The sequence below is a fragment of the Serratia sp. P2ACOL2 genome (assembly GCF_003691565.1).
GTDB lineage: Bacteria > Pseudomonadota > Gammaproteobacteria > Enterobacterales > Enterobacteriaceae > Serratia > Serratia liquefaciens.
In genome coordinates this window covers 2,706,172-2,732,102 of record NZ_CP033162.1, presented here as the reverse complement: position 1 = coordinate 2,732,102, position 25,931 = coordinate 2,706,172, and the positions used below count along the sequence as shown (strand labels likewise).

Sequence of the window (25,931 nt, the reverse complement as noted above, 5' to 3'; positions counted from 1 at the left end):
AGCACAGCCATGAGCGGTGGGCAGACAGTACAGTGGTGGAAGCAGGCGGTGGTGTATCAAATCTACCCGCGCAGCTTTATGGACTCCAACGGTGACGGTATAGGTGACCTGAATGGCATTACGGCCAAATTGGATTACTTGCAGTGGCTGGGTATCGACGTGATTTGGATCTGTCCGATGTACCGCTCGCCGAACGACGACAATGGCTACGATATCAGTGATTATCAGGCCATAATGACCGAATTTGGCACCATGGACGACTTTGACCGCCTGCTGGCCGAAGTACACGCCCGGGGAATGCGGCTGATACTCGATCTGGTGGTTAACCACACGTCTGACGAACATCCGTGGTTTATTGAGTCCCGATCATCTCAAGCCAGTGCCAAACGCGATTGGTATATCTGGCGTGACGGTAAAAATGGCGCGGAACCCAACAACTGGGAGAGTATTTTCAACGGCTCGGCCTGGAAATATGACCCCGGCAGCGAGCAATACTTCCTTCATCTGTTCTCGGAGCGTCAACCGGACCTGAACTGGGAAAACCCGCAGGTACGTGCGGCGCTGTACGACATGATGCGCTGGTGGCTGGATAAGGGCATTGACGGTTTCCGCATCGACGCCATCTGCCATATGAAAAAGCAGCCGGGGCTGACCGACATGCCCAATCCGCTTGGGCTGCGTTACGTGCCGTCTTTCGAGCGGCATCTGAACTATGAGGGCCTGCTGGAGTATGTCGATGACCTGTGCGAACAGGTGTTTAATCGCTATGACATCATGACGGTGGGCGAAATGAACGGGGCTTCGGCGGAGCAGGGTGAAGACTGGGTGGGCGAGCAGCACGGCCGTTTGAACATGATCTTCCAGTTCGAGCACGTCAAGCTGTGGGAAAACAACCACCAGCATTCGCCGCATGCCGGAGCAGACGTGCTGGGCCTGAAAGACATCTTTACCCGCTGGCAGACGCTGCTGGAGGGCAAGGGGTGGAATGCTCTGTATGTTGAAAACCACGATATCCCGCGCGTGGTGTCGAAATGGGGCGACGATAAGCAGTATTGGCGCGAAAGCGCCACTGCCATCGCCGCGATGTATTTCCTGATGCAGGGAACACCGTTTATCTACCAGGGGCAGGAGTTGGGGATGACCAATACCCGCTTCGATAGCCTGGCCGATTTTAACGATATTGCCGCCAGAAACCGTTTTGCCAAGCTGCGCGAGCAGGGCATGGACGAGGCGCAGATCCTGGCGTTTCTGGGCCGCAGCGGACGCGATAACTCGCGCACGCCAATGCAGTGGGACGACAGCGCCAACGCCGGTTTCAGCTCAGCCGCGCCCTGGTTTGCGGTCAATGCCAACTATCCGCAGATCAACGTGGCGCGTCAGCGCGAAGAAGCCGATTCGGTACTGAATTTCTATCGGGCGCTAATCCGTCTGCGCAAGCAGGATCCTGTGTGGATCGAAGGTCGCTATCAGTTACAACTGGCGGAACATCCGCATATTTACGCTTATAGCCGCACCGTGGGTACACAGCAGAGGTTGGTGCTTTGTAATTTGAGTGGTGAACCACAGCAGGTCGACCCGCAGGCCATGCCAGCCGGTCCGTGGCAGTGGCTACTGGGCAATTATCAGGACAATGGCGAGTGGTTAACGCTGCGCCCTTATGAAGCCAGGATCTATCAGCAGGCAGAAGCAACGGAAGGTATTTAATCCTGATTGACCTTCCCGGAGCCGGTTGGCGGCATCCGGGGAGATATCCCTCAGAAATGCCCGTCATTGGCCGTAGCGTTGCAAGCCCTCCGCATTTGAATCCACTCTCCTCTCCAGATCACCGCGTGACAGCTTGAAACATAATAATATTTTTAAATTTTCAATTAGCTGATGCCAGTCCGGTGAAAACTGGCAATAATATCTGTCTGACAGCACATTTTGCGTGCGACGTCAGGCATGCTGGCCAGCGGGTTGGACGCCGTCATGCAGACAGGATTTTTCGTATTTTTTGCAAGCTTCTGGAAGCAAGATGCACACCACTGAGTTACCTGGTGCCACAAAATTACAGCACGCATTAATCGTATTCCTGCTGGTGTTCGGCCTGTGCCTGTTTGGCATTGTGAGCCGGCCCACCGGGCTGTTGTCCTCGTTTTGGCCGGCCAATGCGGTGCTGCTGGCGCTGCTGGTGCGTTATCCGGCGCTGGCCAGCCCCTGGGGTTGGCTGATGGCGATTCTGGGGTATATGGCGGCGGATCTGATCACCGGCAGCACGGTCGTGAAAGCCGCATTGCTCAATGGCGCCAACATTACCGGTGTCGCGGTCGGGTTTTTCCTGTTTATGCGTTTGTCGCCGCAGGTCAGAACGCTGGAACGCACCTCGTCCAGCATTTTTCTGTTCGCCATCTGCCTGACGAGCGCGACCGCCACGGGGTTAGTCGGTGCCGGGGCTTCGGTGCTGCTTTTCGACCGCCAATTCCTGCCCGCCATGGCGCTGTGGCTGTCTTCGGAGTTTACCCATTACATTACCCTGATGCCGTTTATCCTGACTTTCCCCACCGACTGGAAAGGCTACCTGCATAGCCTTAACCAGGCGGTGTTCCGCCGCAGCCAGTGGTACAGCATCTGTAGAAAAATGGCGGTGTTAATCCTGCTGCTGGTGGCGTGCATTTGCAGCGTCCTGATCGGCGGCCCCGGTGCGGTGATTTTCCCGATGCCGATCCTGTTGTGGCTGGCAATGACCTTCTCCTTGTTCAGCACCATGATCGCGGTGCTGGCCTATGTATTGTGGTGCCATTTCGCCATCGACATGGGGCTGATTGCGACCAATCTCGACATGAAGCTGTTGCAGAATACGGTGTCGATGCGGCTTGGCGTGGCTTTGTTGGCGTTGGGCCCGATCGCCGTTGCCAGCATGAACTATGCCCGCAATGCATTGTTGCGCAGGCTGGAACATGTGGCGAATCACGATGCATTGACCCACGTATTAACCCGCAGCGCGTTTATGCAGCGCGGTACCAAGCTGGTCAGCCAGAAAGGGGAACACGTCTGCATCATGATGCTGGATATCGACTACTTTAAGTCGATCAACGATCGTTTTGGCCACGCCGGCGGTGACGCGGCGCTGCTGTCCTTCACGCGAGCCATTACCGCTGATCTACGCGATCAGGACCTGTTTGGTCGCATGGGTGGGGAAGAGTTTGCCATTGTTGCGCCGATAGCCCAGCAGCAGGACGCACTGTCACTGGCCGAGCGGCTGCGCCGTCGTGTGGAAATCGAATCCATCACCATGCCCGCCGGAACCTCGTTGCAAATTACCGTCAGTATCGGCATGGTTACCTGCATTGGTGGGTCAGGCCAAAACCTGGACAACCTGCTGAAAATCGCCGATCTGGCGGTTTACAAAGCTAAAAACAGCGGCCGCAATCGGGTCGCCACGCCAGAATTACTCTCCCGCGCTTATACCGACCTCTGAAACCCCTGCGCCCTGTGAATGGTTGACCCCACTAATGGGGTCTAAAATGGTAGAGGGCACCGGCAACTCCGCCGGCGCCACCCCGACTGTCGAATCGACAAGAGGAATCTCCTATGAAATATGTTGATGGCTTTGTAGTGGCGGTGCCGGCCGCCAATAAGGAGGCGTACTTAAAACTGGCGGCTGCGGCGGCACCCTTGTTCAAAGAGTTCGGTGCCACGCGGGTCGTGGAATGTTGGGGCGATGACGTCCCCGACGGCAAACTGACCGATTTTCGCGGCGCAGTAAAGGCCGAAGCCGATGAGGTGGTGGTGTTCAGCTGGATTGAGTACCCCTCCAAGGCGGTGCGTGACGATGCCAACCAGAAGATGATGGCGGATCCGCGTATGAAAGCCTTGGGTGACCAAATGCCATTTGACGGCAAGCGCATGATTTTCGGCGGTTTCGAACCTATCCTGGATCAATAGCGGAGGGGGATATCGTGAAAATCACCCAACATCTTTGGTTTGAGAAAGACATGGATGCCGCACTACGCTGTTACATAGATTTGATCCCCGGCTCCTCCCTGACCTGGCACTCTACCTTGCCCGCCGACACCCCCAGCGGCCCGGCAGGCAGCGTGAAACTGGCGACTTTTATTCTCGGCGATCAGCGCTATGCGGCGATTGAAGCCGGCCCCCTGGATCCGTTCAATCACAGCTTTTCCATCATGGTCGAATGTGCGGATCAGGCGGAAGTGGATCGACTGTGGGAAGCGCTGAGCGACGGTGGCAGCGTCGAACAGTGCGGTTGGTTGCGCGACCGGTGGGGATTGAGCTGGCAAATTGTGCCCAAGCGGCTGACGGAGCTGATGAATGACCCCGATAGCCTGAAGGTGAAAAGGGTCACCGAAGCGATGCTACAGATGGTCAAACTGGACATTGCCGGATTGGAAGCGGCGGCTCGTGAATAATATAGCCTTGGCAAATGCCCCGCAGCAGGTTTGGCTGCGGGGCGTTATAGGTGATTCATTATCATTCAAAACCTACCTAAAGTTTATAAATTGACGTAAATCACCTTATTGCATCAATACTGCTCATGTAAGGCTGATTTTTTATCATTTGTCAGCTCAGGCGAATCGCTGCACTCTAGGGCTAACCTTTTTGCAGCGCAGAGAATAACAATGGAAAAGACACAGATTCAGCAATTAGTGACGCAATTCCCGCTGGTGCAGGAGCTGATCGACCTTAAGCCGGTGACCTGGTTTAACCCGCAAGCGACGACTTTGCAGGTCGGGCTGCCCTACGTCGGTCTTGGTGCCGCGGACGTGACTGACGCCCAGCAGCGTCTGGCGCGTTTTGCGCCTTATCTCAGCGCCGCTTTTCCGGAAACCCGTGCAACACAAGGCGTGATCGAGTCTGAAGTTGTCGCTCTGCCTGCGATGCAAACGGCATTGAATCAACGCTATGGCCTAACGCTTGGCGGGCGGTTGCTGCTTAAAAAAGACAGCCATCTGCCGATCTCCGGTTCGATCAAGGCTCGCGGTGGTATTTACGAGGTGCTGGCGCATGCGGAAAAGCTGGCTCTGGAAGCCGGGCTGCTGCAGTTGACGGATGACTACGCCAAGCTGTTTTCGCCGGAGTTCCGCGAGTTTTTCGGTGGCTATCGCATTGCCGTAGGGTCGACTGGTAACCTAGGCATGTCAATCGGCATTATCAGCGCTCGCCTCGGCTTTAGCGTCAGCGTGCACATGTCGGCGGATGCCCGCGAATGGAAAAAGCAAAAGCTGCGCGATAACGGCGTCAACGTGGTGGAATATGAACAAGATTATGGGGTCGCCGTTGAACAGGGTCGTTTGCAGGCGGCGAGCGATCCACGCTGCTTCTTCATCGATGACGAAAACTCGCAAACGCTGTTTCTGGGCTATGCCGTGGCCGGTGGGCGGCTGAAACGCCAGTTTGCCGAGAGCGGCATTCGGGTCGATGCTCAGCATCCTTTGTTTGTTTATCTGCCCTGTGGCGTCGGCGGCGGTCCTGGCGGAGTGGCATTTGGCTTGAAACTGGCCTTCGGGGACCACGTACGTTGCATCTTTGCCGAGCCGACGCATTCGCCTTGCATGCTGCTTGGTGTACATACCGGGCTGCACGACGGTATCTCGGTCCAGGATCTGGGTATCGACAACCAGACCGCCGCGGATGGATTGGCGGTGGGGCGCGCCTCCGGTTTTGTCGGCCGTGCGATGGAACGTCTGCTTGCGGGGTTCTATACCCTGAGCGATGCTGAGATGTTTGCGCTGTTAGGCCTGTTGGATCGACATGAACATATTCAGCTTGAGCCTTCGGCATTAGCCGGCATGCCAGGGCCATGGCGCGTAGCGGCCGATGCGGAGTGGTTGGCGAGCCAGGGGTTGAATGAGGAGCAGATGAACCATGCTACTCACCTGGTGTGGGCAACCGGCGGCGGCATGGTGCCGGAAGCGGAGATGGCGAAATACCTGGCTGCGGCTCAGCAATCCCTTTAATGGCTCAGTAACGAAAGCTCCTGCGCGCCTTCCAACAGGATCGGCAAGATGCGGTCGGTCAGCTCGCTTAGCGGGACATGACCGGCCTGCACACCCACGTTTAATGCGGCGGTGACCCGCCCATCCAGCGAGGCGATTGGCACGGCAATCGAACGCAGACCAATCTCCAGTTCTTGATCGTTTATCGCATAACCCTGCGCGCGAACCTTATCCAGCTCGTCGCGCAGTTTGTCGATCGAACCGATAGTGTATTGCGTATAGCGCACCAGGCTGATGCGCTGCAGGTAATCATCAAGCTTATCGGGTGGCAAATGGCTTAATAGCACGCGGCCCATTGAGGTGGCGAATGCCGGTAGGCGACTGCCTATGTTCAGATCAATTGTCATAATGCGCTCGGCAGAGGCGCGAGCGATATACAGAATATTGTCGCCGTCCAACGTGGCGATGGAGCAGGACTCATTCAACAACTGGCTGATGTGTTTCAGCACCGGCTGGGTGGCTTTAGCCAGCGGTGTGGCGCCAAGATAGGCGTGGGCCAGCGTCAGAATGCGCGGACGCAGCTCAAAATTCTTGCCGTCCTGCGCGTAGACGAAGCCTAATTTGTTAAGCGTATACAGGCAGCGGCGCACCGCCGCGCGCGGAATACCGGTTTTCTGGCTGATTTGGGAAATGGACATCAGGCGGCGCTGCGGGGTAAAAGCCTGGATCACCTCAAGACCGCGCGCCAGCGACGCCATAAAATTGGGATCGCCCTTGAAAGGATCGCCACTGGCAGGGGACAGTAAAGCATCAGGTGCGGAAATTTCTTCTCCGCCAGCGGTTTTGGTCATCACACAGGCTCCCTGGTTGGCACTTACAGTGTTACATAGCGCAGCGTTGCCATGACGGTCAATCGACGATTACGGATCACCTGATCTTCAGCAGCTTCATGGCTTTCGAACAGCGTATTGAAGGTATACCGGTTGGCCACATAGTGGAAACACAGGCTGCTGATCAAACGGTGCACATCTGTAGCGCTGACGTCCGCAATAAACAGTTGCGCTTGTTTACCTCGCTGCAAAATATCCTCAAGCAAGGTCAGTGCGCTTTGATTCAGCGCCTTGATGCGGAGCGACTGGCGAATGTACTGGCCGCGCATCATGTTCTCCATACAGATAACGCGGATGAAGTCAGGATGCTCAGCATGGTAATTGAAGCTTTCCTCTGCCAGACGGGCCATGGCTTCAACCGGGGGCAATGCGTGCAGATCCAGGCCCGATTCATGCGCGCGGATATGCTGATAGACATGCTCCAACACCTCTATGTAGAGCGACTCCTTATTCTTGAAATGATATACCACCATACGTTTGGTGGTGGCCGCATGCTCGGCGATGTTCTCCATGCGACCGCCTTTAAGGCCGGCTTCAGCAAACTCGCTCAGCGCCGCAGCGAAAATGCGCTGTTTCAGGCCAACGGGGTCATTTTTGCGCTTGGTGGCGGGCATCTCGTCATTCTTCAAAACATCAGTCACTTATCTTTTGGAGGGCACCGGTTAAGATTAACCGGGGTTCGCCGGCAATACAATCTGGCGCGTTAGCGCTTTGCGAAGCTCATCATGTTGAACCACCGTCAGATTACGCAGTAATAATAATGGCGCATCGGGATTATATCTGTATGTGATGATATATCCCCTCTGGTTTTTTAAAGTTTAGGCAACAGAACATGGAATAGGGGAGGTTAGATAACGTACCGAAAAGGAAATGCAAAAGCTTGGTGTTAATTTTTAATTTCCGCCGCGTGGGCGAGTTGATTAATTCTTTAGATATGACATTTTTGCATAAAAATCTTAATTCAGAGGAGAAAAAGTAAGCCACCCGCCGCTGACGGTGATTTGTACTGATGCTCGTTTTCACTGTCTTTTCTAGCCTCCTACGGTTTTGATATTCATTGTTATGAAGATGATTAAGAAGGAAGCGATCTGAACAAAGTGAGGGAGAGGGCAAGAAACTTCAATGCCGGGAGTGTCTTCATTGATATCAAAGCAAGGATATTATCGGCAAGTCGAATTGGGTATCCGCGGTTAATGGCACAATAGCAGGTGAAATATTGAAGCCAGACAGACAAAAAAAGCCGGAGGGTTGCAAAAGCCAGCGTAATGTCCTGGCTCAGGCTGACTTGCTCCATTTGGTATGCTCGGTAAACGGGAACATCAGGCCCAGAGCCGCTTTGACACGGGTTTCACTTGATAAAGCCCACCTGCAACGGTAGCTAAACCAAGGTGAAATTTTAGCATTTTTTACGATTTCACTTTTAATTTTACAATAACAACGTGGGTTTTGGCCTCAATATTATTTTTTTTCACATGCCAGAGTGCAACTTTAGCGCTACTCTCATTTGGCAATGTCTGATCAAGGAAGATGCCATGCGTGGTATGCAGATTAACATAGGGATATGTTATGAATTACTCTGTTAATTCATTAGGTTTTAGGGTCTCAAAAACCTCTCCCCAAACACTCTCTTTTTATAATGCTGTAAAGTGTTTTTTTACTTTTACGGAAGAATGGCTGGCTGAAACATTTAACTTAACGCCCCAAGGTAATAAATTGCCGGGGTGATCCGGTTATTTTTACCGTCTTGGCTAGTGCGCCAAATTCACACGGCGATCGATAATGCAGGGTGTTTTCGATAGGGCCGCTCAATTGAGAGGTTTCTATCATTCCCATGCCGGCGTTAGGTTTCGTTACGGTATTTTATCAGGCCAATATTATATATCTGGTAAATATGTTTACTTATTCAGGAGCACACTCAATGAACCAGCGTTTGGACTTTATCGGTATTGGCATCGGTCCGTCCAACCTCAGTATTGCTGCGCTTGCTAGCGAAATCGAGGGATTCAGTTGCAAATTCCTCGAACGCAAACCGCACTTTTCCTGGCATCCAGGCATGATCCTGGCAGAGAGCAGCATGCAGACGAATTTTTTAAAGGATCTGGTCACTGCCGTTGCCCCTACCAACCCTTACAGCTTTCTCAACTATCTGGTGAAAAAGAAAAAGTTCTACCGTTTCCTGACCACCGAGCAACGCACTGCTTCGCGCGAAGAGTTCGCCGACTACCTGAACTGGGCAGCAACGGGTTTGGACTCACTGGCGTTCAACCAAGAGGTTCAGCATGTGGAGTTTGATGACCAGCAGCGGCACTTTGTCGTCACTACCCAGAATGATGTGCTCTACGCCAAACACCTGTGCGTGGGGATTGGCAAGCAAATCAAACTGCCTGACTGCGTGACGCAGCAAAATGATCAATGCTTCCACGCCAGTGAAATGATGTTGCGCCAACCGAACCTTGCCGGAAAACGCGTGGCCATCGTGGGCGGGGGGCAAAGCGGTGCCGATCTGTTCCTGAACATTTTTAAAGGGGAATGGGGTCAGCCAGAACACCTGAGCTGGCTATCCCGGCGTAACAATTACAACGCTCTGGATGAAGCGGCATTTGCTAACGAGTATTTTACGCCTGAGTATGTCGAGAAGTTCTGCACGCTGGGCCATGAGGCCAAACGGCACATGCTGCACGAACAGAAAATGACGTCTGATGGCATCACCAGCGAGTCTCTGTTGGCGATTTATCGCGCCATGTATCATCGCTTCGATGTGCTCCGTGAGAAGCGGTGGGTACAGCTGCTGCCCAGCCGTTCAGTGACCGCTCTCAGCACCCAAGACCATGCCTATCGGTTGGAGACGCAGCATCACCTTGATCAAGGTCGAGAAACCTTTGACGCCGACGTGGTGATTTTTGCGACCGGCTATCAACAGGCACGACCGGCGTTTCTTGACTCCCTGGCCGGCGTTTTATCAACCACCGCTGACGGACAATACCGCATTGCCTCTGATTTTACCCTTGCGCGACCGGGCGCCGAGGGAAACTGTTTGTTTGCCGTCAACGCCAGCATGCACCACCACGGCATTGCCGATCCCCAACTGAGCCTGATGGCTTGGCGTTCGGCCTGCATTCTCAATCGCGCCTTAGGCCGCAACCAGTTTGATTTAAGCACCACCCCGGCGATGATCCAGTGGCGAAGTGAGCAAGAAAAAGCCACCGCTTCAGCTTCCTTTGGTGTCTAACCGTCACCGTTTTAATTTTTTCGTCATAATGATGAGACAGGGCGTATGAGAAAAAACATTAATAAATTTATCATGAATCAATTGGCGACATTTACGCCGACTTTCAAGACAAAATTTATCTATAAAAAGGCATTTGGAAAAAAATTAAACCTTAATCCGCCGGTGACGTGGAACGAAAAAATCAACTACCTCAAACTGAACGGCTACAGCAAAAATGCGCTGGTCACGCAGTGTGCGGACAAATACGCCGTGCGGGAGTATTTGAAGGCGCAGGGATGCGAAGAAATTCTCAATGAGCTGTACTTCGCCTGCGACACGGTCGATGAGATCCCATGGGATTCGTTGCCCGACAAGTTTGTCATCAAGGGCAACCATGGCTCCGGTTACAACCTGATTTGCCAGGATAAAAACAAGCTGGACATCGGCCGTGCTTCCAAAATCATTGATAACTGGATGCGGGAGGACTATTGGAAGGTCTACGCGGAATTAAACTACAAGAAAATCAATAAAAAGATAATCGGTGAGAAGTATATAGAGTCACCTGGCGGCCATGGTCCCGAAGACTACAAAATATACTGTTTCAATGGCGTTCCCTACTGCACGTTGCTTTGTGTCGGCAGGGACAAGGGCATGCCGAAATATTACTTTTTCGATAAGGACTTCAAGTTTCTGTGCTACAGCCAAGACTGCCTGGCCCTTGGCCCAGAAGAGATTGCGGCTTTTGTTAAGCCGGAAGGTTACGATGACCTTTTTGACTACGCCAGAAAGCTCTCGGCGCCGTTTGAGTTTGTCCGTGTCGATTTCTATATCTCCAATGGCAAAGTCATCTTTGGCGAGTTGACCTTCACACCCTCAGCCGGGATTGATACGGATATCCTCGAACCCACGGATATTCTGCTTGGGGAGATGCTTAAACTGAAATAACCGCGTGTGTGTTCAATAGCTCGCAAGAGAAGTCCCTCGACACCCTGTGGCCCCGCAGGGTGTTTTTATTGGTGCGCAGCCAGTCTTGTTTCTTCAATGTTAATCGGCTCACAGAATCCATGCTCCATCGCCTTACGTGAATGCGACGTATCTTTCTGAAACTAATCTGGTTATGTGAATGTCCCTCTTTTCTCGTTCGGTTATCGCACGCTAATTGATTTAACAATATTGAAACTTATAGCCGCCGATGCTTTGATAATTAGGCGATTAACGAACCAAGTTTCGATAATCGCACAATTAGCGGCTTTGCCAGGGGAACGCCTGGTCGTATCCGCAGGGTTTATTTCGCCAGACCAACCCAGGAAACGCTCTATGTCCCAGCCAAACACGTTAGAAATTCAGTCGTTTATCAATGAAAACCCTTTCTCACGTTACCAGTGGTTGATCCTGGTTCTGTGCTTTTTGACCGTGGCGTTGGACGGTTTCGATACCGCAATCATCGGTTTTATCGCTACCTCACTGGTGCAGGACTGGGGGATTGAGAAAACCTCGCTGGGGCCGGTAATGAGTGCCGCCCTGGTCGGCCTGGCGGTTGGCGCGCTTACCGCCGGACCGCTGGCGGATCGTATCGGCCGCAAGAAGGTGCTGGTACTGTCGCTGATCCTGTTCGGCGGCTTCAGTTTATTGACGGCCTTTGCCACCACGCTGCCGATGCTGACGCTGTTGCGCTTTTTAACCGGCCTGGGATTGGGCGCAGCGATGCCGAACGCAGCCACTTTAATGTCGGAATATGCACCGGAGCGTAAACGGGCACTGTTGGTAAACCTGATGTTCTGCGGTTTTCCGCTGGGATCGTCGATGGGGGGCTTCGTCTCCGCCTGGCTGATCCCGCATTTCGGCTGGCAGAGCGTGATGGTGTTGGGTGGGGTAATGCCGCTGCTGCTGGCGGTGGTGTTGATTGTCGCGCTGCCGGAGTCCGCGCGATTTATGGTGGTGCGCGGCTACCCGGCGCAGCGTATCGCTGCCGTACTTAAGCGTATTGCACCGCTCAATCTCGCCGAACCGCTGCACTTTAGCCTGAGTGAAGACGGGCAGGTAAAGAACAAGTCGGCGCTGGGGGTGATTTTCTCCCCTCGTTATCTGTTGGGGACGCTGATGCTGTGCCTGACTTATTTTATGGGACTGATGATTTTCTACCTGTTGACCAGTTGGTTGCCGCTGCTGATCCGTGAAACCGGGGCTTCTATCCGTCAGGCATCGCTGATTACCGCGCTGTTTCCTTTGGGCGGCGGTATTGGCGTGCTGATAATCGGTTGGCTGATGGATCGCATGAACCCGCACAAGGTGGTGGCGGTGGGCTATCTGCTGACCGGAGTGTTCGTCTGCGCGATTGGTTATGTCTACACCGATCCGTTGCTGATGGCCGTGACAGTCTTTATCGCAGGAACCTGCATGAATGGCGCTCAGTCTTCGATGCCTGCACTGGCCGCCGGTTTCTATCCCACCCAGGGACGAGCGACCGGTGTCGCCTGGATGCTGGGGCTGGGACGCTTCGGCGGCATTCTGGGGGCCATGAGCGGCGGGGTACTGATGCAAATGCAGCTGTCGTTCAGCACCATTTTTACGCTGTTGGCGATCCCTGCACTGGTGGCGGCACTGGCGCTGGTAGCCAAACACTTTTCCAGCAAAGCGGCGGCATTGCCCGGTTCGCTCAACAAAGCCTTATAAGGAGATAATCATGCGGACACAAATAGCGATTATTGGTGCCGGTCCAGCCGGATTGATGTTGTCGCACCTGCTGCATCTGCAGGGCATCGAGTCGGTAGTGCTGGAGTCACGCAGCCAACAGGCGGTGGAATCGACCATTCGCGCCGGGGTACTCGAACAGGGAACGGTGGATTTGCTCAATCAAACCGGGCTGGGCGAACGCATGCGCAGAGAAGGGGCGCAACATCATGGCATCCGGCTGGCATTTGGTGGCCAACAATACCGGATCGACTTGACGGAACTGACCGATCGGGCGATCACCGTTTATGCTCAGCACGAGGTGCTGAAAGATATGATTGCCGCACGGCAGGCCGCGCAGGGGCAACTCCATTTTGAGGTGGAGGAGGTGGCACTGAAGGGGCTGGACGGCGAAAGGCCGCAGGTACATTACCGCCACAACGGCGAACAACGACGGCTTGACTGCGATTTTGTCATTGGTTGCGACGGGTTCCATGGCATCAGCCGGGCCGCGATGCCCGGTGGGCTGCGTCAGGACTATACCCGGGTTTATCCCTTCGGCTGGTTCGGCATTTTGGTGGACGCGCCGCCGTCCAGCGACGAACTGATCTACGCCAGACATTCACGCGGATTTGCGCTGATCAGCACCCGTTCGCCGGGCGTGCAGCGCATGTATTTCCAGTGTGATCCGGCGGAGAATGTTGACCACTGGTCAGACGATCGCATCTGGAACGAACTGGAAAGCCGGCTGGAAAATCACGATGGCTGGTCGCTGAAAAAGGGACGTATCTTCCAGAAAAACGTGGTTGGCATGCGCAGCTTCGTCACTGAGCCTATGCGCTGCAAGCGCCTGCTGCTGGCCGGGGACTCGGCGCATATCGTGCCGCCGACCGGGGCAAAGGGGTTGAACCTGGCAATGGCGGACGTCTGCCTGTTATCGCAGGCGCTTGAGGCATTTTACCGGCATAAGAGCTGGCGGCGACTGGACAGCTACAGCGATGATGCCCTGCAACGGGTTTGGCGCGCCGAGCATTTTTCCTGGTGGATGACCAATATGCTGCACACCCACCAGGACGACAGCGCATTCCAGCAACGCCTGCAGCTTTCGGAACTGCAATACACCGTGAAGTCACGCAGCGCCATGACGGTGCTGGCGGAAAACTACGTCGGTTCGCCCTTTCAGATGATGTGATCCGGTTGGTATCACAAATATCAATAAAATTGACGATTGTTTCGATAATCGCCCAGGGTAGCGTTTATCGTTGTTGACGCTGCCGGCGGCGTCGCGCCATCATCGGGAAAATTGCTTTTGCCCGGAGGATATATGGAGTTACTGACGCCGTTGCTGCGGTCATCAGCGGTGACGGCCTGTTTTAGCGATGCCGCCACGCTGCAGGGAATGCTGGACTTCGAAGCGGCGTTGGCTGCGGCTCAGGCCCGCCTTGGCATTATTCCCCAGGAGGCGGCCCAGCGGATCGCTGAAGCCTGCCACAGTGCCTTATTCGATGAGACCGACTTGGCGCAGGCAGCCGCGCAGGCCGGTAATCTGGCGATCCCTCTGGTTAAACAACTGACGACTCGGGTGGCGCAGCAGGATGCTGATGCCGCTCGCTTCGTGCATTGGGGCGCCACCAGTCAGGATGCTCTCGACACCGGATTGATGCTGCAACTGCGAAACGCACTGGCATTAACGCTTATCGACCTGGATCGACTGATTGCGGCGCTGGTGCAGCAAATCACCCGTCATCAGGATTGCGTGCTGGTTGGACGCACCTGGATGCAGCATGCCTTGCCGACCACGCTGGGCTTAAAGCTGGCGGGGACGCTGGATGCGCTGTTGCGCTTTCGGCAGCGGTTGCAAGAAATGCGACCGCGTGTGTTGACGCTACAGTTGGGCGGTGCCGCCGGCACGCTGGCTTCGTTGGGTGAGCAGGGAGCAGAATTGGTGACTACACTGGCCGCCAGCCTGCAACTGACCGCCGCGCCTACGCCATGGCACAGTCAGCGCGATCGCCTGCTGGAAATTGCCGGCTGGTACGCCGGATTAACCGGTACGCTGGGCAAGTTGGCGCGGGATATCTCTTTGCTGACCCAAACCGAAGTGGCGGAAGTGGCCGAACCGACGGCCGCGGGGCGCGGCGGTTCTTCTACCATGCCGCACAAGCGTAATCCGGTGGCCTGCGCGGTGATCCTTGCGGCGGCCAATCGGGTTCCGGCGCTGGTGGGAGGGCTTTATGCCGCCATGGTACAGGAGCATGAACGTGGTCTGGGTGGCTGGCATGCAGAGTGGGAAAGCCTGCCGCAGCTGGTGATGTTGGCGGCGGGTGCCTTGCACACCGCAGCTGATTTGATTGCCGGGCTGCAGGTATTCCCCCAACAGATGCAACATAACCTGAAGTTAACCGACGGGTTGATCATGGCGGAAGCGGTGACGATGGCACTGGGTGAGACTATGGGCCGCCAGCAAGCGCATCATCACATTGAAAAACAGTGCCATCAGGCGCTGGCGCAGGGGCTCACGTTGCTGGAGGTGTTGTTGGACGATCCGGTCGTCATGGCGAATTTAACGGCGCAACGGCTTCATGAATTGCTGGAGCCGCAGCAATATCTCGGCAGTGCGCGGATCTTTACCCAGCGGGTGCTGCAACAGGCCACGGAATTAACTTCAGGAGTCCATAGTCATGAAGGATGAACAACGTTATCAGCAGGGTATTGAGGTACGCAGGGCGGTCTTGGGGGACGCACATGTGGATCGAACTCTCAGTCAACTCACCCCGTTGAATGAAGAGTTTCAGGATTTTATCAGCCGCTATGCCTGGGGCGAGATCTGGACCCGCCCCGGGCTGGCGCGTCATACCCGCAGCCTGATCACCATTGCCATGCTGATCGCCCTTAATCGCGAGGCTGAACTGCGCATGCACCTGAAAGCGGCGGTGAACAACGGCGTAACTCGCGAGGAAATCAAGGAAGTGCTGATGCAGAGCGCGCTGTACTGCGGTTTGCCGGCGGCGAACTCGGCGTTTCATCTGGCGGCGGAGGTGTTTGCCGAGCAGGATACGCAGACTGACTAAGCCGATCTCACTGCGCCGGCAATATGGCGCACCGTCGCGATGAACGCCAGTACCGCCTCGCTTGGTTGGCCGTCGTTGCGAGTCAGAATGCCCACCGCTTCCTCCATGCCCTGGGTGGGCAGCGGCAAGGGCACCAACTGGCCGGTGGCGATATCGGTTTTCACCGCGCTGGACGGCACAAACCACACATAGTCAAATTGCAGCGTCATTTGACGCGCCAGCGAGGCGGAAAGCGTTTCAATATATTGGGCGGGCAGGCTGAATCCCTGCGTCGACAGCAAATTCTCGGTATTGTGGCGCGGCACCGTGCCTTTTGGCGAGACGATGGCGGAATAACTCAGCGCCCGCTCAAGGGTGACGGTTTCGCTTAGCAGCGGATGGCCAGGTCGGGTCACCATCAGCAACGATTCCAGCAGTAACAGTTCGAAAGCCAGCCCGCTCATCATTTCCGGATCCGCCATTCGGCCTATCGCTACGTCAATCTCACCGGCCTTAAGCTGAGCCAGCAACCCGGTGTTGGTGCCGGTGACCACCTGGATTCGTGAATAAGGATGCGCCTGTTGGTACTGCCCGATGGCCTGTGGCAGCATGCCCAGCGCGGTGGTGGGTAGGGTACCGATGCGTAACATTTTGGCCGGTGCGTCCTCGAGCCGATCGAGCGCATGCCCGGCGGCGGTCAAGGCTTCCAACACCCGTGTGGCATAACCAAGAAATTGCTCGCCCTGTTCGGTCAGCAGCGTGCCCTGTCGATGGCGCACCAGCAACCGGTTACCGGTCAGGGCTTCCAGTTCGGTGAGCGTTTTTGACAGCGCCGGTTGGCTCAGATTCAGTTTTTCGGCGGCCCGGCTTAGCGAACGCTCTTGCGCAACGGCGACAAAACCGTTGATGTGGCGTAAGCGCATGCGCTGAATAAATAAATTGGATTTTTTCATACCTCAGTGTAGGAAGTTTTCCTCAGAGGTAACAAGTGACGGCGGCCGCATATTTGTACTGGCGTGCAAATTCCTGCGGCCGCACTTCTGGAGCATCAGAGATCGAAAAACACCGTTTCGCCTTCGCCCTGGATCACAATGTCAAACCGGTAAACCCACTCTTCGCCCCGACGCTCAGGCTGCGCAATCAGCGTTTTACGCCGCACCTCCAGCTCAATCAGATTCAACACCGGATCCTGCTGGTTGGCCGCAGCCTCATCGGCAAAATACAGCCGGGTATGTAATCCAAGATTAATACCGCGTGCGACGATCCACAGGTTGATGTGCGGTGCCATCATTCGCCCGTCACGGCCACAAACGGCGCCCGGTTTGATGGTTTCAAACCGATAGAGCCCGGTGTCGAAGTCGGAACAGCTGCGCCCCCAGCCACGGAATGCGGCATCGAGCGGTTTGTGCTGTTGCAGATCGCTTGGGTGGTTGTAACGGCCATGGGCGTTGGCCTGCCAAATCTCCAGCAGCACGTCGCGGATCGGCGTCCCGCTGCCGTCGAACACCCGGCCCTCCAGAGTGATGCGTTGTCCCTGGGTCTCCGGCTGGGTCAACACGTGGCCGAAGTTGTTTTCGAAAATCTCGAAGCCGGCCGCCAGCGGCGCAAGGCCGATATGCACATAAGGCCCGGCGGTTTGTGACGGCGTTTCCGGCAGATACGGTAGTGGCATCATGCTTTCCCCTGCAGGCGGTTTTCAAACAAGGTGGCGCGGTGGCCGCGCAACACCAGATCGAAACGGTAGGCCAGGCTGTCCAGTTGCACCGAGGCGGTTTTGTCCAGTCCGGCGATCAGGGTGCGCACCGCATCGTCATTTTTGATGGCGCGGACGATCGGGCAACTGGCAATCAGCGGATCGCCCTCGAAGTACATCTGGGTAATTAAGCGTTGGGCGAAGGCGTCCCCGGACAGCGAGAAGTGAATATGGGCCGGGCGCCAGTCGTTGACCCGGTTGCGCCAGGGATAGGGGCCGGGTTTGATGGTGCGGAAAAAGTAATAGCCGTTATCGTCGGTCAACACCCGTCCGCAGCCACCGAAATTGGGATCGATCGGTGCCAGATACTGGTCTTTTTTATGGCGATAACGCCCACCGGCGTTGGCTTGCCACACTTCGACCAGCGCATTGCGCATCGGCAGGCCGTTTTCATCGCGCACGTAGCCGTGCACGATAATCCGTTCGCCAATCGGCAAGCCTTGCTTGGCGTAATTGAGGATCAGGTCGTTATCCAGTCGGCCGAGTTCATGCTGGCCGAACACCGGACCGGTGATCTCCGACAGTGAATTTTGCAGCGATATCAGTGCGTTTTTCGGGGAACGCAACACGCTGGTTTTGTATTCCGGCACCAGCACCGGCGGGTGCAGATCGTAGTTACGTTGATACAGTTCGTTAATCTGGCTCATGCGGAAATCCTCATGGCGTAGGCAGGGTGCAGAGGGCTGATCTGTTTTATTGTTGTGTCAGCGCGAAGGGGCGTGAAGCTAATTCCCTCGTCTGAGTCTCGCAAGCCAGAGTGTTACGATAAAGTGAAATTTGCAGTGTTTTACTTAACCTGAGGTTATGTGATGATGACGTATCTTTTGTACATCATGCCCTCATTTTAAAATGCTGAGATACCCTTATGGGGAATTAATTAAATATCTTATTAACTGTTTTTGAATGAGGTTTTCTATTTATGTTTTTGAATTATTACCTGCATTAAAAGCAATCGGTATTTCATGGGGATAAATCATGGGAATTAAATTTTGTGGTTGACATTCCTGAGGTGTTGAACGATTTTAAATCTCCAGAGATATTATTTAATTTTAATTCTATTGTGTGGTGGTGATTGTTTGTAATATCATGAAAATTAACGTGAAGTGGGGTGGTTCTTGAAAAATAAAGCAAGAGAGGTGTTACATTACTCCTTCACAATGTTTACGGTTATCTGCACGGTGAAATACATAAATTCACTAAATGGTTTTGAAGGCGCGGCCACTCTATTTTTAATGTGTATTTCTTCATTTTTTATTGGTGTTTTTATTGTTTTAATTAACCACGTGAGACTGTCAAAAACGGATGTTTGATTTTTAATTAAAATGGAGTTCGAAAATGAAGGAAATGAATAAAAATGATTTAGGATTTGTGGGGGGTGCAGGTGGACGGGACCTGGTCCAATGGGGGGCTGGTGGTGCTACTCTTGCACTGACCAAAAATGGTCAGGCATCTCTTGCTGCCGTTTATGTCGCAGGGGAGCTTTATGACGGAATTTCAAATGGTTATCAAACAGCACCTGCTGTTACTCAAGGTATTGGATCCTATAACCCCAACTATAACTCCGGTTTAATCGGTACGTGGCAACCTTCTGGCGGGGCCAGCAGTTTTTCACTGGAGGATATTCTAAGGATCGGTTGGAGTAGATTTCAGAGAGATGTTTGGGGCTTTTAACTCGTGATGGCTCTGACCATGACAAATTAAGAATGAGCCACAGGGACGTGGCTCATCATGTTTTTCTTGAAAAACGCCAGGGTTAAAGCTGTTCGCCATTGCTGGCGATCACGGAGCGGTACCAGTCGAAGCTCTTTTTGCGCGAGCGCTCGAGGGTGCCGGTGCCATCATCGTGTTTGTCGACATAGATAAAGCCGTAACGCTTGCCGTATTCACCGGTGGTGAAGGACACGCAGTCGATGCAGCCCCACGGGGTGTAACCGATCAGGTCCACGCCGTCTTCGATAACCGCCTTTTTCATCTGCTCGATGTGTGCACGCAGATAGTCGATGCGATAGTCATCGTTGATCTGACCGTCAGCCTCAACCGTGTCGAATGCGCCGAAGCCGTTCTCAACGATAAACAGCGGTTTCTGGTAACGTTCGTAAAGCACGTTCAGCGAGTAACGCAGCCCGACCGGGTCAATTTGCCAGCCCCAGTCGGAGGCTTTGACATGCGGGTTCGGCACGTTACCGGGGAAACTGAACATCTCATTGTCGCTGCTCACCGCATCCGCCTGCAGCGCGTTGCTCATGTAGTAGCTGAAACCGATGTAGTCCGCGCAGCCTTCGCGCAGGGTTTGTTCGTCCTGCGGTTGCATCTCAATCTGGAAACCTTTGCGCTCCCAGTCTCGCAGCAGGTACGACGGATAGTAGCCTCGCACTTGTACGTCGGTGTACAGGTAGCGTGAGTGCATGGCTTCGACGCTGTACATGACGTCGTCCGGTTTGCAGGAGTACGGGTAGAAGGGGACGCAGGCCAGCATGCAGCCAATTTTGAATTCCGGGTTAATCTGGTGACCGAGTTTCACTACCAGGGCGCTGGCGACAAACTGATGGTGCAACACCTGATACAGCGTCTGCTCCGGGTTCTCTTCCTGGGTATACACCACGCCGGAGCAGCAGTAGCCAAACAGCGGATACTGGTAGTTACTCTGGTTGTTGATCTCGTTAAAGGTCATCCAGTATTTTACTTTGTGCTGATAACGGCGCAGCACCACTTCGCTGAAGCGCACGAAGAAATCGACGACCTGCCGGTTCTTCCAGCCGCCATATTCCTTCACCAGGTGATAAGGCATTTCAAAGTGGGACAGGGTGATTACCGGCTGGATATTGTATTTCAGCAGCTCATCAAACAAATCGTCGTAAAACTGCAGGCCGGCTTCGTTTGGCTCTTGCTCGTCGCCATTCGGAAAGATACGCGTCCAGGCGATAGAGGTACGGAAGCATTTAAAGCCCATTTCGGCGAATAACGCCACGTCCTGCTTGTAACGGCCGTAAAAGTCCACCGCTTCGTGATTAGGGTAACGATAGCCTTCCTGCACCCCGTCGGTCATAACGCGATCCACACCGTGAGAGCCGCCAGACAACACGTCGGCAATGCTTGGGCCTTTGCCGCCCTGATCCCAACCGCCTTCAACCTGGTGCGCCGCTACGGCACCGCCCCACAGAAAATCTTTCGGTAACTGTTGTTGTTTCATCGTAGGTTTCTCATCGGATTATTATCAGAAAGCACTGAACTGCCGGAATGAGAATATAGTAGCAAGCTGAAATGGAATGTCACGATATAACAAATTACCGTTCAGGTGACGTGTCACATTAAAAAAACAGGCTGTTTTATTTTGCGTAATTAATATGCCCCAGCCGCTTGCCGATGGTCTCGATAATGTAAATGACCGGGATTTGGGTGGTGATATTGTGTTGCCCGGCGATCAGCTGCGGGGGAACGTGGTAAGAGAGGTTGAAGTCCGCCATGCGCGCCAGCGAGGAGGTCTCGTTGTTGGTGATGCTGATGATTTTGCAGTGGTGCAGGCTGAACTGGCTGGCGAGGCGCAAAATTTCTTCGGTCTCTCCAGACACCGAAAGTATTATTGCGACCGCGCTTTTATACATGTCGCTATTGATGGGGTAATAAGGATCGTCGATATGGGTGCTGAATTTTCCGACGTTGGAAAAGAAACGCGCGCCGTATTTCCCCAATGCTCCGGAGGTGCTGACGCCGACGAAAATAATGCGCTCAGCGGCGGCAATATGCTGCACCGCCTGGTCTATCAGTTGATTAAATTCGTCGTTGTTAATGCTTTTAAAGAAGCTGATGATTTCGCTGGTGCCGAAATCCACCGGCGGTGCTTCAGTCTGTTCAAGATACAGTTTAAAACGGATGCGAAATTCTGAGTAGCCGTCGCAGCCCATTTTCTTGCAAAAGCGCAGTACGGTAGTGGTGGATACCCCGGCGGCCTCGGCCAGTTCGCGGATGGTCATGTACATCACCGGGTTCTTGTTTTTGGTGATGTAGTTATAGACCAACAATTCCAGCGCATTGAGTTCGGCGATTGCTTTATGGGTAAACATAGACCTAATCCAGCGAGTAACAACAGACCTTAATCAGCGGGCTAACATAGCAAATTTTGCCTTAACCCGCTCGTGGTTTTCGTTGTTATTCAGGCCCGTTTGGCGTTGTTCAGCAGCTTGTCGTGCGCCGGCTCGCTGCCGGTCAGGTCACATTCCTTCGGCAAGCGCCAGGCAATGATGCCGGCGATGATCAGTGAGACTGCCAGGCCGCATACCGCCACGTTCTGGCCATAGAGGTAGATCATCACCCCTACCAGATAAGGCCCGCAGAAGCCGCCCAGGTTGCCGAGGCCGTTAATCACACCGCGTGCGCCGCCGGCGACCTCTGCCGAGGCGATACGCCCCGGCATCGACCAGAACGGGCTGGTAGCGGCTTTGAGGAAGAAGCCACACACCACCAGGGCAATGTAGGCCGCCACCACGTTATGACGCAGCACCACCGAAGCCAGTAGCGCCGCAGCAAAGCAGAACAATGAAACCATCACCCACAGGCGGCGTTTGCCGGTTTTATCGGTGAGCACTGAAATCAGGTAGATCCCCAACAGCGTCGCGACGAATGGCAAGATTGCCAGGAAGCCGACCGAGGCCATGTTACCGCCGGTCAGGTTTTTTAAAATGGTGGGCAGCCACAGGGTGTAGCCGTAGTCGCCGGTTTGATAGAAAAAGTTCAGCAGCACCAGCTTCATCAAGCCCTTGTTACGGAAGACATCTCTCAGTGGTGCTTTGCTGACCGGTTGCAGTTTGCTGCGTTCTTGCCGTTCGCGCGTTAGTTCGGTTATCAGATAGTCGCGCTCACGGGCCGGCAGCCAGCGCGCTTCCTGTGGGCGATCGCTGATCAGCAGCCACCACACGGCCAATACCACCAGCGACAACAGGCCTTCGATGATAAACAACCAACGCCAGTCGAATGCGTTAATGATGGCGCCAGAGATCGGGGCGGTAAGCATGCCACCCAATGGGGCGAACATCATGACAAAGGCGTTGGCGCGGCCCAGTTCTTTTTCCGGGAACCAGTTGCTGATCATGGTTAACACTACCGGTAACATACCGCCTTCAGAGATGCCCAATACGAAGCGTAATACCAGCAGCTGATAGTGGTTAGTGACAAAGCCGGTCGCAACTGACACCACCGCCCAGGCACACAGGGACCAGGCAATAAAGCGCTTGCCGCTGCCGTTGACCGCGATGCGTCCGCCGGGAACCTGCAAAAACAGGTAGCCGATAAAAAAGATGCCACTGGCCAGCCCGGCCATCTGGCTGGTAATGCCCAGGTCGCTTTCCATACCGCCGGGCAGCGCAAAACTGATATTAACCCTGTCCATAAAGGAAATGATGCAGGCGATCAGGATCGGGGCAATAACCCGCAGCCAGCGGGTGTTGGGTATTTTATTATCCATGGCGATCTCTCTTTACAGGGCGCAGGGAGAACCTCTCAATGAAGAGGTTCTGTGATTTGGCGGTAATAAAATCGAAAAGAAAACGCGTCAGTTACTCGATGGCGTGGGGCAGCGGCGCCCGGTTGAAAAAGGCTTCAACGTTGGCAAACACGATATCGCTCATCTTCTGCCGGGTTTCCTGGGTGGCGCTGGCGATATGCGGTTGCAGCACCACGTTTTCCATGGCGATCAGTTCTGCAGGAACCTGCGGTTCCTGAGCGTAAACGTCCAGCCCGGCACCGGCGATGGCGCCACTTTGCAGGGCGGTAATCAGGTCGGGTTCATTAACGATGCTGCCGCGAGCAATGTTAATCACCAGGGCATGGGAAGGCAGGGCGTCGAATACCGCCTTGTCCACCAGGCCGGCGCTGTCTTTACCGCCGGAAATAGCAATGATAAAGAAGTCGCTTTCCCGCGCTAAAGCCAGCAGATCTGGGAAATAGCGATAGGGCAGCGAACTGTCCTGGGTGCGGCTGGCGTATTGGATACGCATATTGAAACCGGCGGCGCGTTGGGCGATGGCGCGGCCAATGTTACCCATGCCAAAAATGCCCAGCCGTTTGCCGCTGACCTGCACCGACAGGCCCGGCGCTTCTTTCAGCCAGCGCCCTTCACGCACAAAACGATCGTTGTGGCACAGCTGACGAGCGGTAGCCAGCAACAATCCCAGAGCCATATCCGCCACGTCTTCCGTCAAGGCGCCCGAGGTAATGGTGACGGCAATGCCGTGTTTACGGGTGTAATTCAGATCAATCGCATCAGTGCCTACGCCGAACACCGCAATCAGCCCGAGGTTGGGTAATTGTTCAAGCACTGGCGTCTCGACCCCAATATCCCCCGAGTGACGACCGCACGGAAGGCCGCACCTTTTTCGGCCAGAAAAGCGGCCGCATCCTCTTGTTCATATAACCGATGTACCACAAAGGCTGCCTCAAGGCGGGCCAGCAGGTTATCCATTACTGGGGCAATCAACAGCACTTCATTGGATGTAGAGGTCGTCATGGTTTCACCTGTCAATAATTAGCGTTACTTCGTATTGCTATAAAAGCGGTTTTCGGCAGGCGGTTTTGCGACAGATATCACGCTGAAGAGTGTTAAAAAACTGTGTTACCCGTAATGTGATCAACGGGTGAAAATGGGTAACAGCGCGCTGTAACATGACCAGATTAAAGGCAAAGGGATAAGTGAAAAAACAGTTTTTATTAGCGTTAATTTAGCTAAGGCGAACTAGACGCTTTTACTATAAGCCCTAATGAAAAATTATTTATTGTCACTGCGAAAGGGTAATAGATTGAGGTTAATGAAGGAAAACAACCTTACTGAAAAATAGAGAATATACCGGAGGTGAATATGTCCATATCGCCACATTACACAACGGCGCAGACGTTTATAAACAATCCCAACGCGAATGCGAATAACCCCGGCACGCAAAATGCTGATGTCTTTGAGCGTGACTTGACACCGGAGGCCAGTTGGCAACTGTTCAACAGCGGGTCAGCCGTCTTGGTGGATATCCGCAGTCCGGAAGAGCGAAAGACATTTGGCTATGTTGAACAATCCTCTTTGGTTCCCTGGCTGACCGGTTCGAACAAAATCCGCAATCCGCGTTTTTTCCTTGAATTAAGCAAGGTTGTCGACAAGCAGCACCCGCTGCTCCTGCTGTGCCAAACCGGTAAACGTTCTTCGGACGCGGTGTTAGCCGCCCAGAAAGCCGGTTATACACAGGTTTACGTTGTGCTGGGTGGCTTTGAAGCTGCGCGGCATCTGCCTTGGTTTAAAACGTATTAACGGCGCTTGTCCTTGGTGGGTCATGGGGTGTTATCAGATAAACAGAGGGAATTATGACTCGCTTTTTACCGTTAAAAGAAAATACCAACTGGCAACTGGCCGATATCGTCAACGAGCTGCGTTCAGCGAGATTGCACTGGCGTGAACACAGCGGCCAGGCCTCAGTTTCCGGGCAAAAGGAGCTGCCATCGAAGAGCGCAGTCAACGAAATTGCCGAATCGCTGCGGGCGATATTATTTCCCATGCGCCTGGGCCCGGACGATCTGCGCCATGAAAGTGAAGATTACTTCGTCGGCCACGCATTGGATGCCGTGCTGAATGCTCTGTTGATTCAGGTGCGGCTGGCGCTTGGTTTTAGCCGTTCCGAGGGCGAAGACGGCGAACCGGGGGATGCACTGAATACACAGGCGGTGACATTGGTGCGTCAATTCGCCGCCGTGCTGCCCGCCATTCGCCGCCGGTTGGACAGCGATATTTTGGCCGCCTATCACGGAGACCCTTCTGCACGCAGTGTGGATGAGGTTTTACTGTGTTTCCCTGGTGTTAACGCCATTATCCATTACCGTTTAGCTCACTATTTCTATCGGGCAGGCGTTCCCCTGTTGGCACGCATCATCGCCGAAAAGGCTCACGGAGAAACCGGTATCGATATTCATCCCGGAGCACAAATTGATGACGGCTTTTTTATCGATCACGGCACCGGCGTCGTGATTGGAGAAACTGCGATTATCGGTAAACGGGTGCGTATCTATCAGGCTGTCACGTTGGGAGCCAAGCGCTTTGTCACCGAAGAGTCCGGCATTCTGCAGAAAGGGCAGCCGCGTCATCCGATTATTGAAGATGATGTGGTGATCTACGCCGGCGCCACGTTGTTGGGCAGGATCACCATTGGGAAAGGGTCTTCCATTGGCGGTAATGTCTGGCTGACGCGTAGCGTCAAACCCGGCAGTAATATTCGCCAGGCAAATATTCAGAGCGACAGTCATGAATTCGGCTCTGGAATTTAATTTGGCGTGTTTTATTAATCCTGATTATTTCGCAGTGAGGTCTGCGAAACGAAATCAATAATCCCAGCATCTATTTAACGCGCTATTTAACCGGTAATTAATCATTATTTATCACCAGCCTATTTTTTCAGG

At 54.0% G+C, this 25,931-nt stretch carries 22 protein-coding genes and 1 pseudogene; 14 read left to right on the top strand and 9 right to left on the bottom strand.

Going from position 1 to position 25,931, the window contains the following annotated elements:
- The first annotated feature begins 9 nt into the window (after positions 1-9).
- The 5 genes from EBA31_RS13275 (at position 10) to EBA31_RS13255 (ending at position 5,957) form a co-directional block, all read left to right on the top strand.
- Positions 10-1,704 (top strand): alpha-glucosidase, encoded by a 1,695-nt coding sequence (locus EBA31_RS13275; RefSeq protein ID WP_122079427.1) that lies wholly within the window; start codon positions 10-12, stop codon positions 1,702-1,704.
- A 310-nt stretch (positions 1,705-2,014) separates the two neighbouring features.
- Entirely contained in the window at positions 2,015-3,457 is a 1,443-nt protein-coding gene (locus EBA31_RS13270; RefSeq protein WP_048758821.1) for a GGDEF domain-containing protein, read from the top strand.
- A gap of 113 nt (positions 3,458-3,570) precedes the next feature.
- Positions 3,571-3,924 (top strand): DUF1428 domain-containing protein, encoded by a 354-nt coding sequence (locus EBA31_RS13265; protein ID WP_122079426.1) that lies wholly within the window; start codon positions 3,571-3,573, stop codon positions 3,922-3,924.
- A gap of 14 nt (positions 3,925-3,938) precedes the next feature.
- Positions 3,939-4,409 carry a VOC family protein gene (locus tag EBA31_RS13260; protein ID WP_122079425.1) on the top strand — a complete coding sequence of 157 codons (471 nt, stop codon included), beginning with the start codon at positions 3,939-3,941 and terminating at the stop codon, positions 4,407-4,409.
- 210 nt (positions 4,410-4,619) lie between these two features.
- A complete protein-coding gene (locus tag EBA31_RS13255) occupies positions 4,620-5,957 on the top strand; it encodes a D-serine ammonia-lyase (protein ID WP_122079424.1) in 1,338 nt (445 codons plus the stop codon).
- Here EBA31_RS13255 and EBA31_RS13250 read toward each other — a convergent pair.
- Both EBA31_RS13250 and EBA31_RS13245 read right to left on the bottom strand, forming a co-directional pair.
- Complete coding sequence (locus EBA31_RS13250; RefSeq protein ID WP_122079423.1) at positions 5,954-6,787, bottom strand: IclR family transcriptional regulator C-terminal domain-containing protein; 834 nt, start codon at positions 6,785-6,787, stop codon at positions 5,954-5,956. The genes EBA31_RS13255 and EBA31_RS13250 overlap by 4 nt on opposite strands.
- A 23-nt stretch (positions 6,788-6,810) precedes the next feature.
- Positions 6,811-7,440 carry a TetR/AcrR family transcriptional regulator gene (locus EBA31_RS13245; protein WP_122079422.1) on the bottom strand — a complete coding sequence of 210 codons (630 nt, stop codon included), beginning with the start codon at positions 7,438-7,440 and terminating at the stop codon, positions 6,811-6,813.
- 1,304 nt (positions 7,441-8,744) lie between these two features.
- On the opposite strand from EBA31_RS13245, the gene EBA31_RS13240 reads away from it, so the two are divergent.
- The 6 genes from EBA31_RS13240 to pcaC all read left to right on the top strand — a co-directional run bounded on the left by EBA31_RS13240 (position 8,745) and on the right by pcaC (position 15,775).
- Complete coding sequence (locus EBA31_RS13240) at positions 8,745-10,055, top strand: lysine N(6)-hydroxylase/L-ornithine N(5)-oxygenase family protein (RefSeq protein WP_122079421.1); 1,311 nt, start codon at positions 8,745-8,747, stop codon at positions 10,053-10,055.
- Between the two features lie 45 nt (positions 10,056-10,100).
- The gene (locus tag EBA31_RS13235) at positions 10,101-10,979 is read left to right on the top strand and encodes an ATP-grasp fold amidoligase family protein (protein WP_122079420.1); all 879 of its coding nucleotides are present in this window, start codon (positions 10,101-10,103) and stop codon (positions 10,977-10,979) included.
- 372 nt (positions 10,980-11,351) lie between these two features.
- Positions 11,352-12,707 (top strand): MFS transporter, encoded by a 1,356-nt coding sequence (locus EBA31_RS13230; protein ID WP_122079419.1) that lies wholly within the window; start codon positions 11,352-11,354, stop codon positions 12,705-12,707.
- A gap of 10 nt (positions 12,708-12,717) precedes the next feature.
- Positions 12,718-13,896: a 4-hydroxybenzoate 3-monooxygenase gene (locus EBA31_RS13225; protein WP_122079418.1), complete on the top strand. Its 1,179-nt coding sequence runs from the start codon at positions 12,718-12,720 to the stop codon at positions 13,894-13,896.
- A 132-nt stretch (positions 13,897-14,028) separates the two neighbouring features.
- On the top strand, positions 14,029-15,396 hold the full coding sequence (locus EBA31_RS13220; protein WP_122079417.1) for a 3-carboxy-cis,cis-muconate cycloisomerase: 1,368 nt from the start codon (positions 14,029-14,031) through the stop codon (positions 15,394-15,396).
- On the top strand, positions 15,386-15,775 hold the full coding sequence (gene pcaC, locus EBA31_RS13215; protein WP_122079416.1) for a 4-carboxymuconolactone decarboxylase: 390 nt from the start codon (positions 15,386-15,388) through the stop codon (positions 15,773-15,775). Before EBA31_RS13220 ends, pcaC begins: the two co-directional genes overlap by 11 nt.
- On the opposite strand, the gene EBA31_RS13210 is transcribed toward pcaC, so the two are convergent.
- From EBA31_RS13210 to pcaH, 3 genes are all read right to left on the bottom strand, one after another.
- Positions 15,772-16,707 carry a LysR substrate-binding domain-containing protein gene (locus EBA31_RS13210; protein ID WP_122079415.1) on the bottom strand — a complete coding sequence of 312 codons (936 nt, stop codon included), beginning with the start codon at positions 16,705-16,707 and terminating at the stop codon, positions 15,772-15,774. The two genes, pcaC and EBA31_RS13210, sit on opposite strands and share 4 nt — an antisense overlap.
- 95 nt (positions 16,708-16,802) lie before the next feature.
- Positions 16,803-17,426: a protocatechuate 3,4-dioxygenase subunit alpha gene (gene pcaG / locus EBA31_RS13205; RefSeq protein WP_122080627.1), complete on the bottom strand. Its 624-nt coding sequence runs from the start codon at positions 17,424-17,426 to the stop codon at positions 16,803-16,805.
- Positions 17,426-18,154, bottom strand: coding sequence for a protocatechuate 3,4-dioxygenase subunit beta (gene pcaH, locus EBA31_RS13200; protein ID WP_044551303.1), 729 nt, complete (start codon positions 18,152-18,154; stop codon positions 17,426-17,428). Before pcaH ends, pcaG begins: the two co-directional genes overlap by 1 nt.
- Positions 18,155-18,842: 688 nt before the next feature.
- On the opposite strand from pcaH, the gene EBA31_RS13190 reads away from it, so the two are divergent.
- Complete coding sequence (locus EBA31_RS13190) at positions 18,843-19,178, top strand: hypothetical protein (RefSeq protein WP_122079413.1); 336 nt, start codon at positions 18,843-18,845, stop codon at positions 19,176-19,178.
- A gap of 82 nt (positions 19,179-19,260) precedes the next feature.
- On the opposite strand, the gene EBA31_RS13185 is transcribed toward EBA31_RS13190, so the two are convergent.
- The 4 genes and pseudogenes from EBA31_RS13185 to EBA31_RS13170 form a co-directional block, all read right to left on the bottom strand.
- Positions 19,261-20,697: a 6-phospho-beta-glucosidase gene (locus EBA31_RS13185; protein ID WP_122079412.1), complete on the bottom strand. Its 1,437-nt coding sequence runs from the start codon at positions 20,695-20,697 to the stop codon at positions 19,261-19,263.
- 136 nt (positions 20,698-20,833) lie between these two features.
- On the bottom strand, positions 20,834-21,568 hold the full coding sequence (locus tag EBA31_RS13180) for a MurR/RpiR family transcriptional regulator (protein WP_044551299.1): 735 nt from the start codon (positions 21,566-21,568) through the stop codon (positions 20,834-20,836).
- A gap of 89 nt (positions 21,569-21,657) precedes the next feature.
- Complete coding sequence (locus EBA31_RS13175) at positions 21,658-22,965, bottom strand: MFS transporter (RefSeq protein ID WP_122079411.1); 1,308 nt, start codon at positions 22,963-22,965, stop codon at positions 21,658-21,660.
- A gap of 91 nt (positions 22,966-23,056) precedes the next feature.
- Positions 23,057-24,006 (bottom strand): annotated as a pseudogene (locus EBA31_RS13170) (2-hydroxyacid dehydrogenase).
- A gap of 348 nt (positions 24,007-24,354) precedes the next feature.
- Between EBA31_RS13170 and EBA31_RS13165 the strand changes: the two are divergent.
- A complete protein-coding gene (locus EBA31_RS13165) occupies positions 24,355-24,792 on the top strand; it encodes a rhodanese-like domain-containing protein (RefSeq protein ID WP_122079410.1) in 438 nt (145 codons plus the stop codon).
- Between the two features lie 53 nt (positions 24,793-24,845).
- Positions 24,846-25,799, top strand: coding sequence for a serine O-acetyltransferase EpsC (epsC, locus tag EBA31_RS13160; protein WP_122079409.1), 954 nt, complete (start codon positions 24,846-24,848; stop codon positions 25,797-25,799).
- Positions 25,800-25,931: the final 132 nt, after the last annotated feature.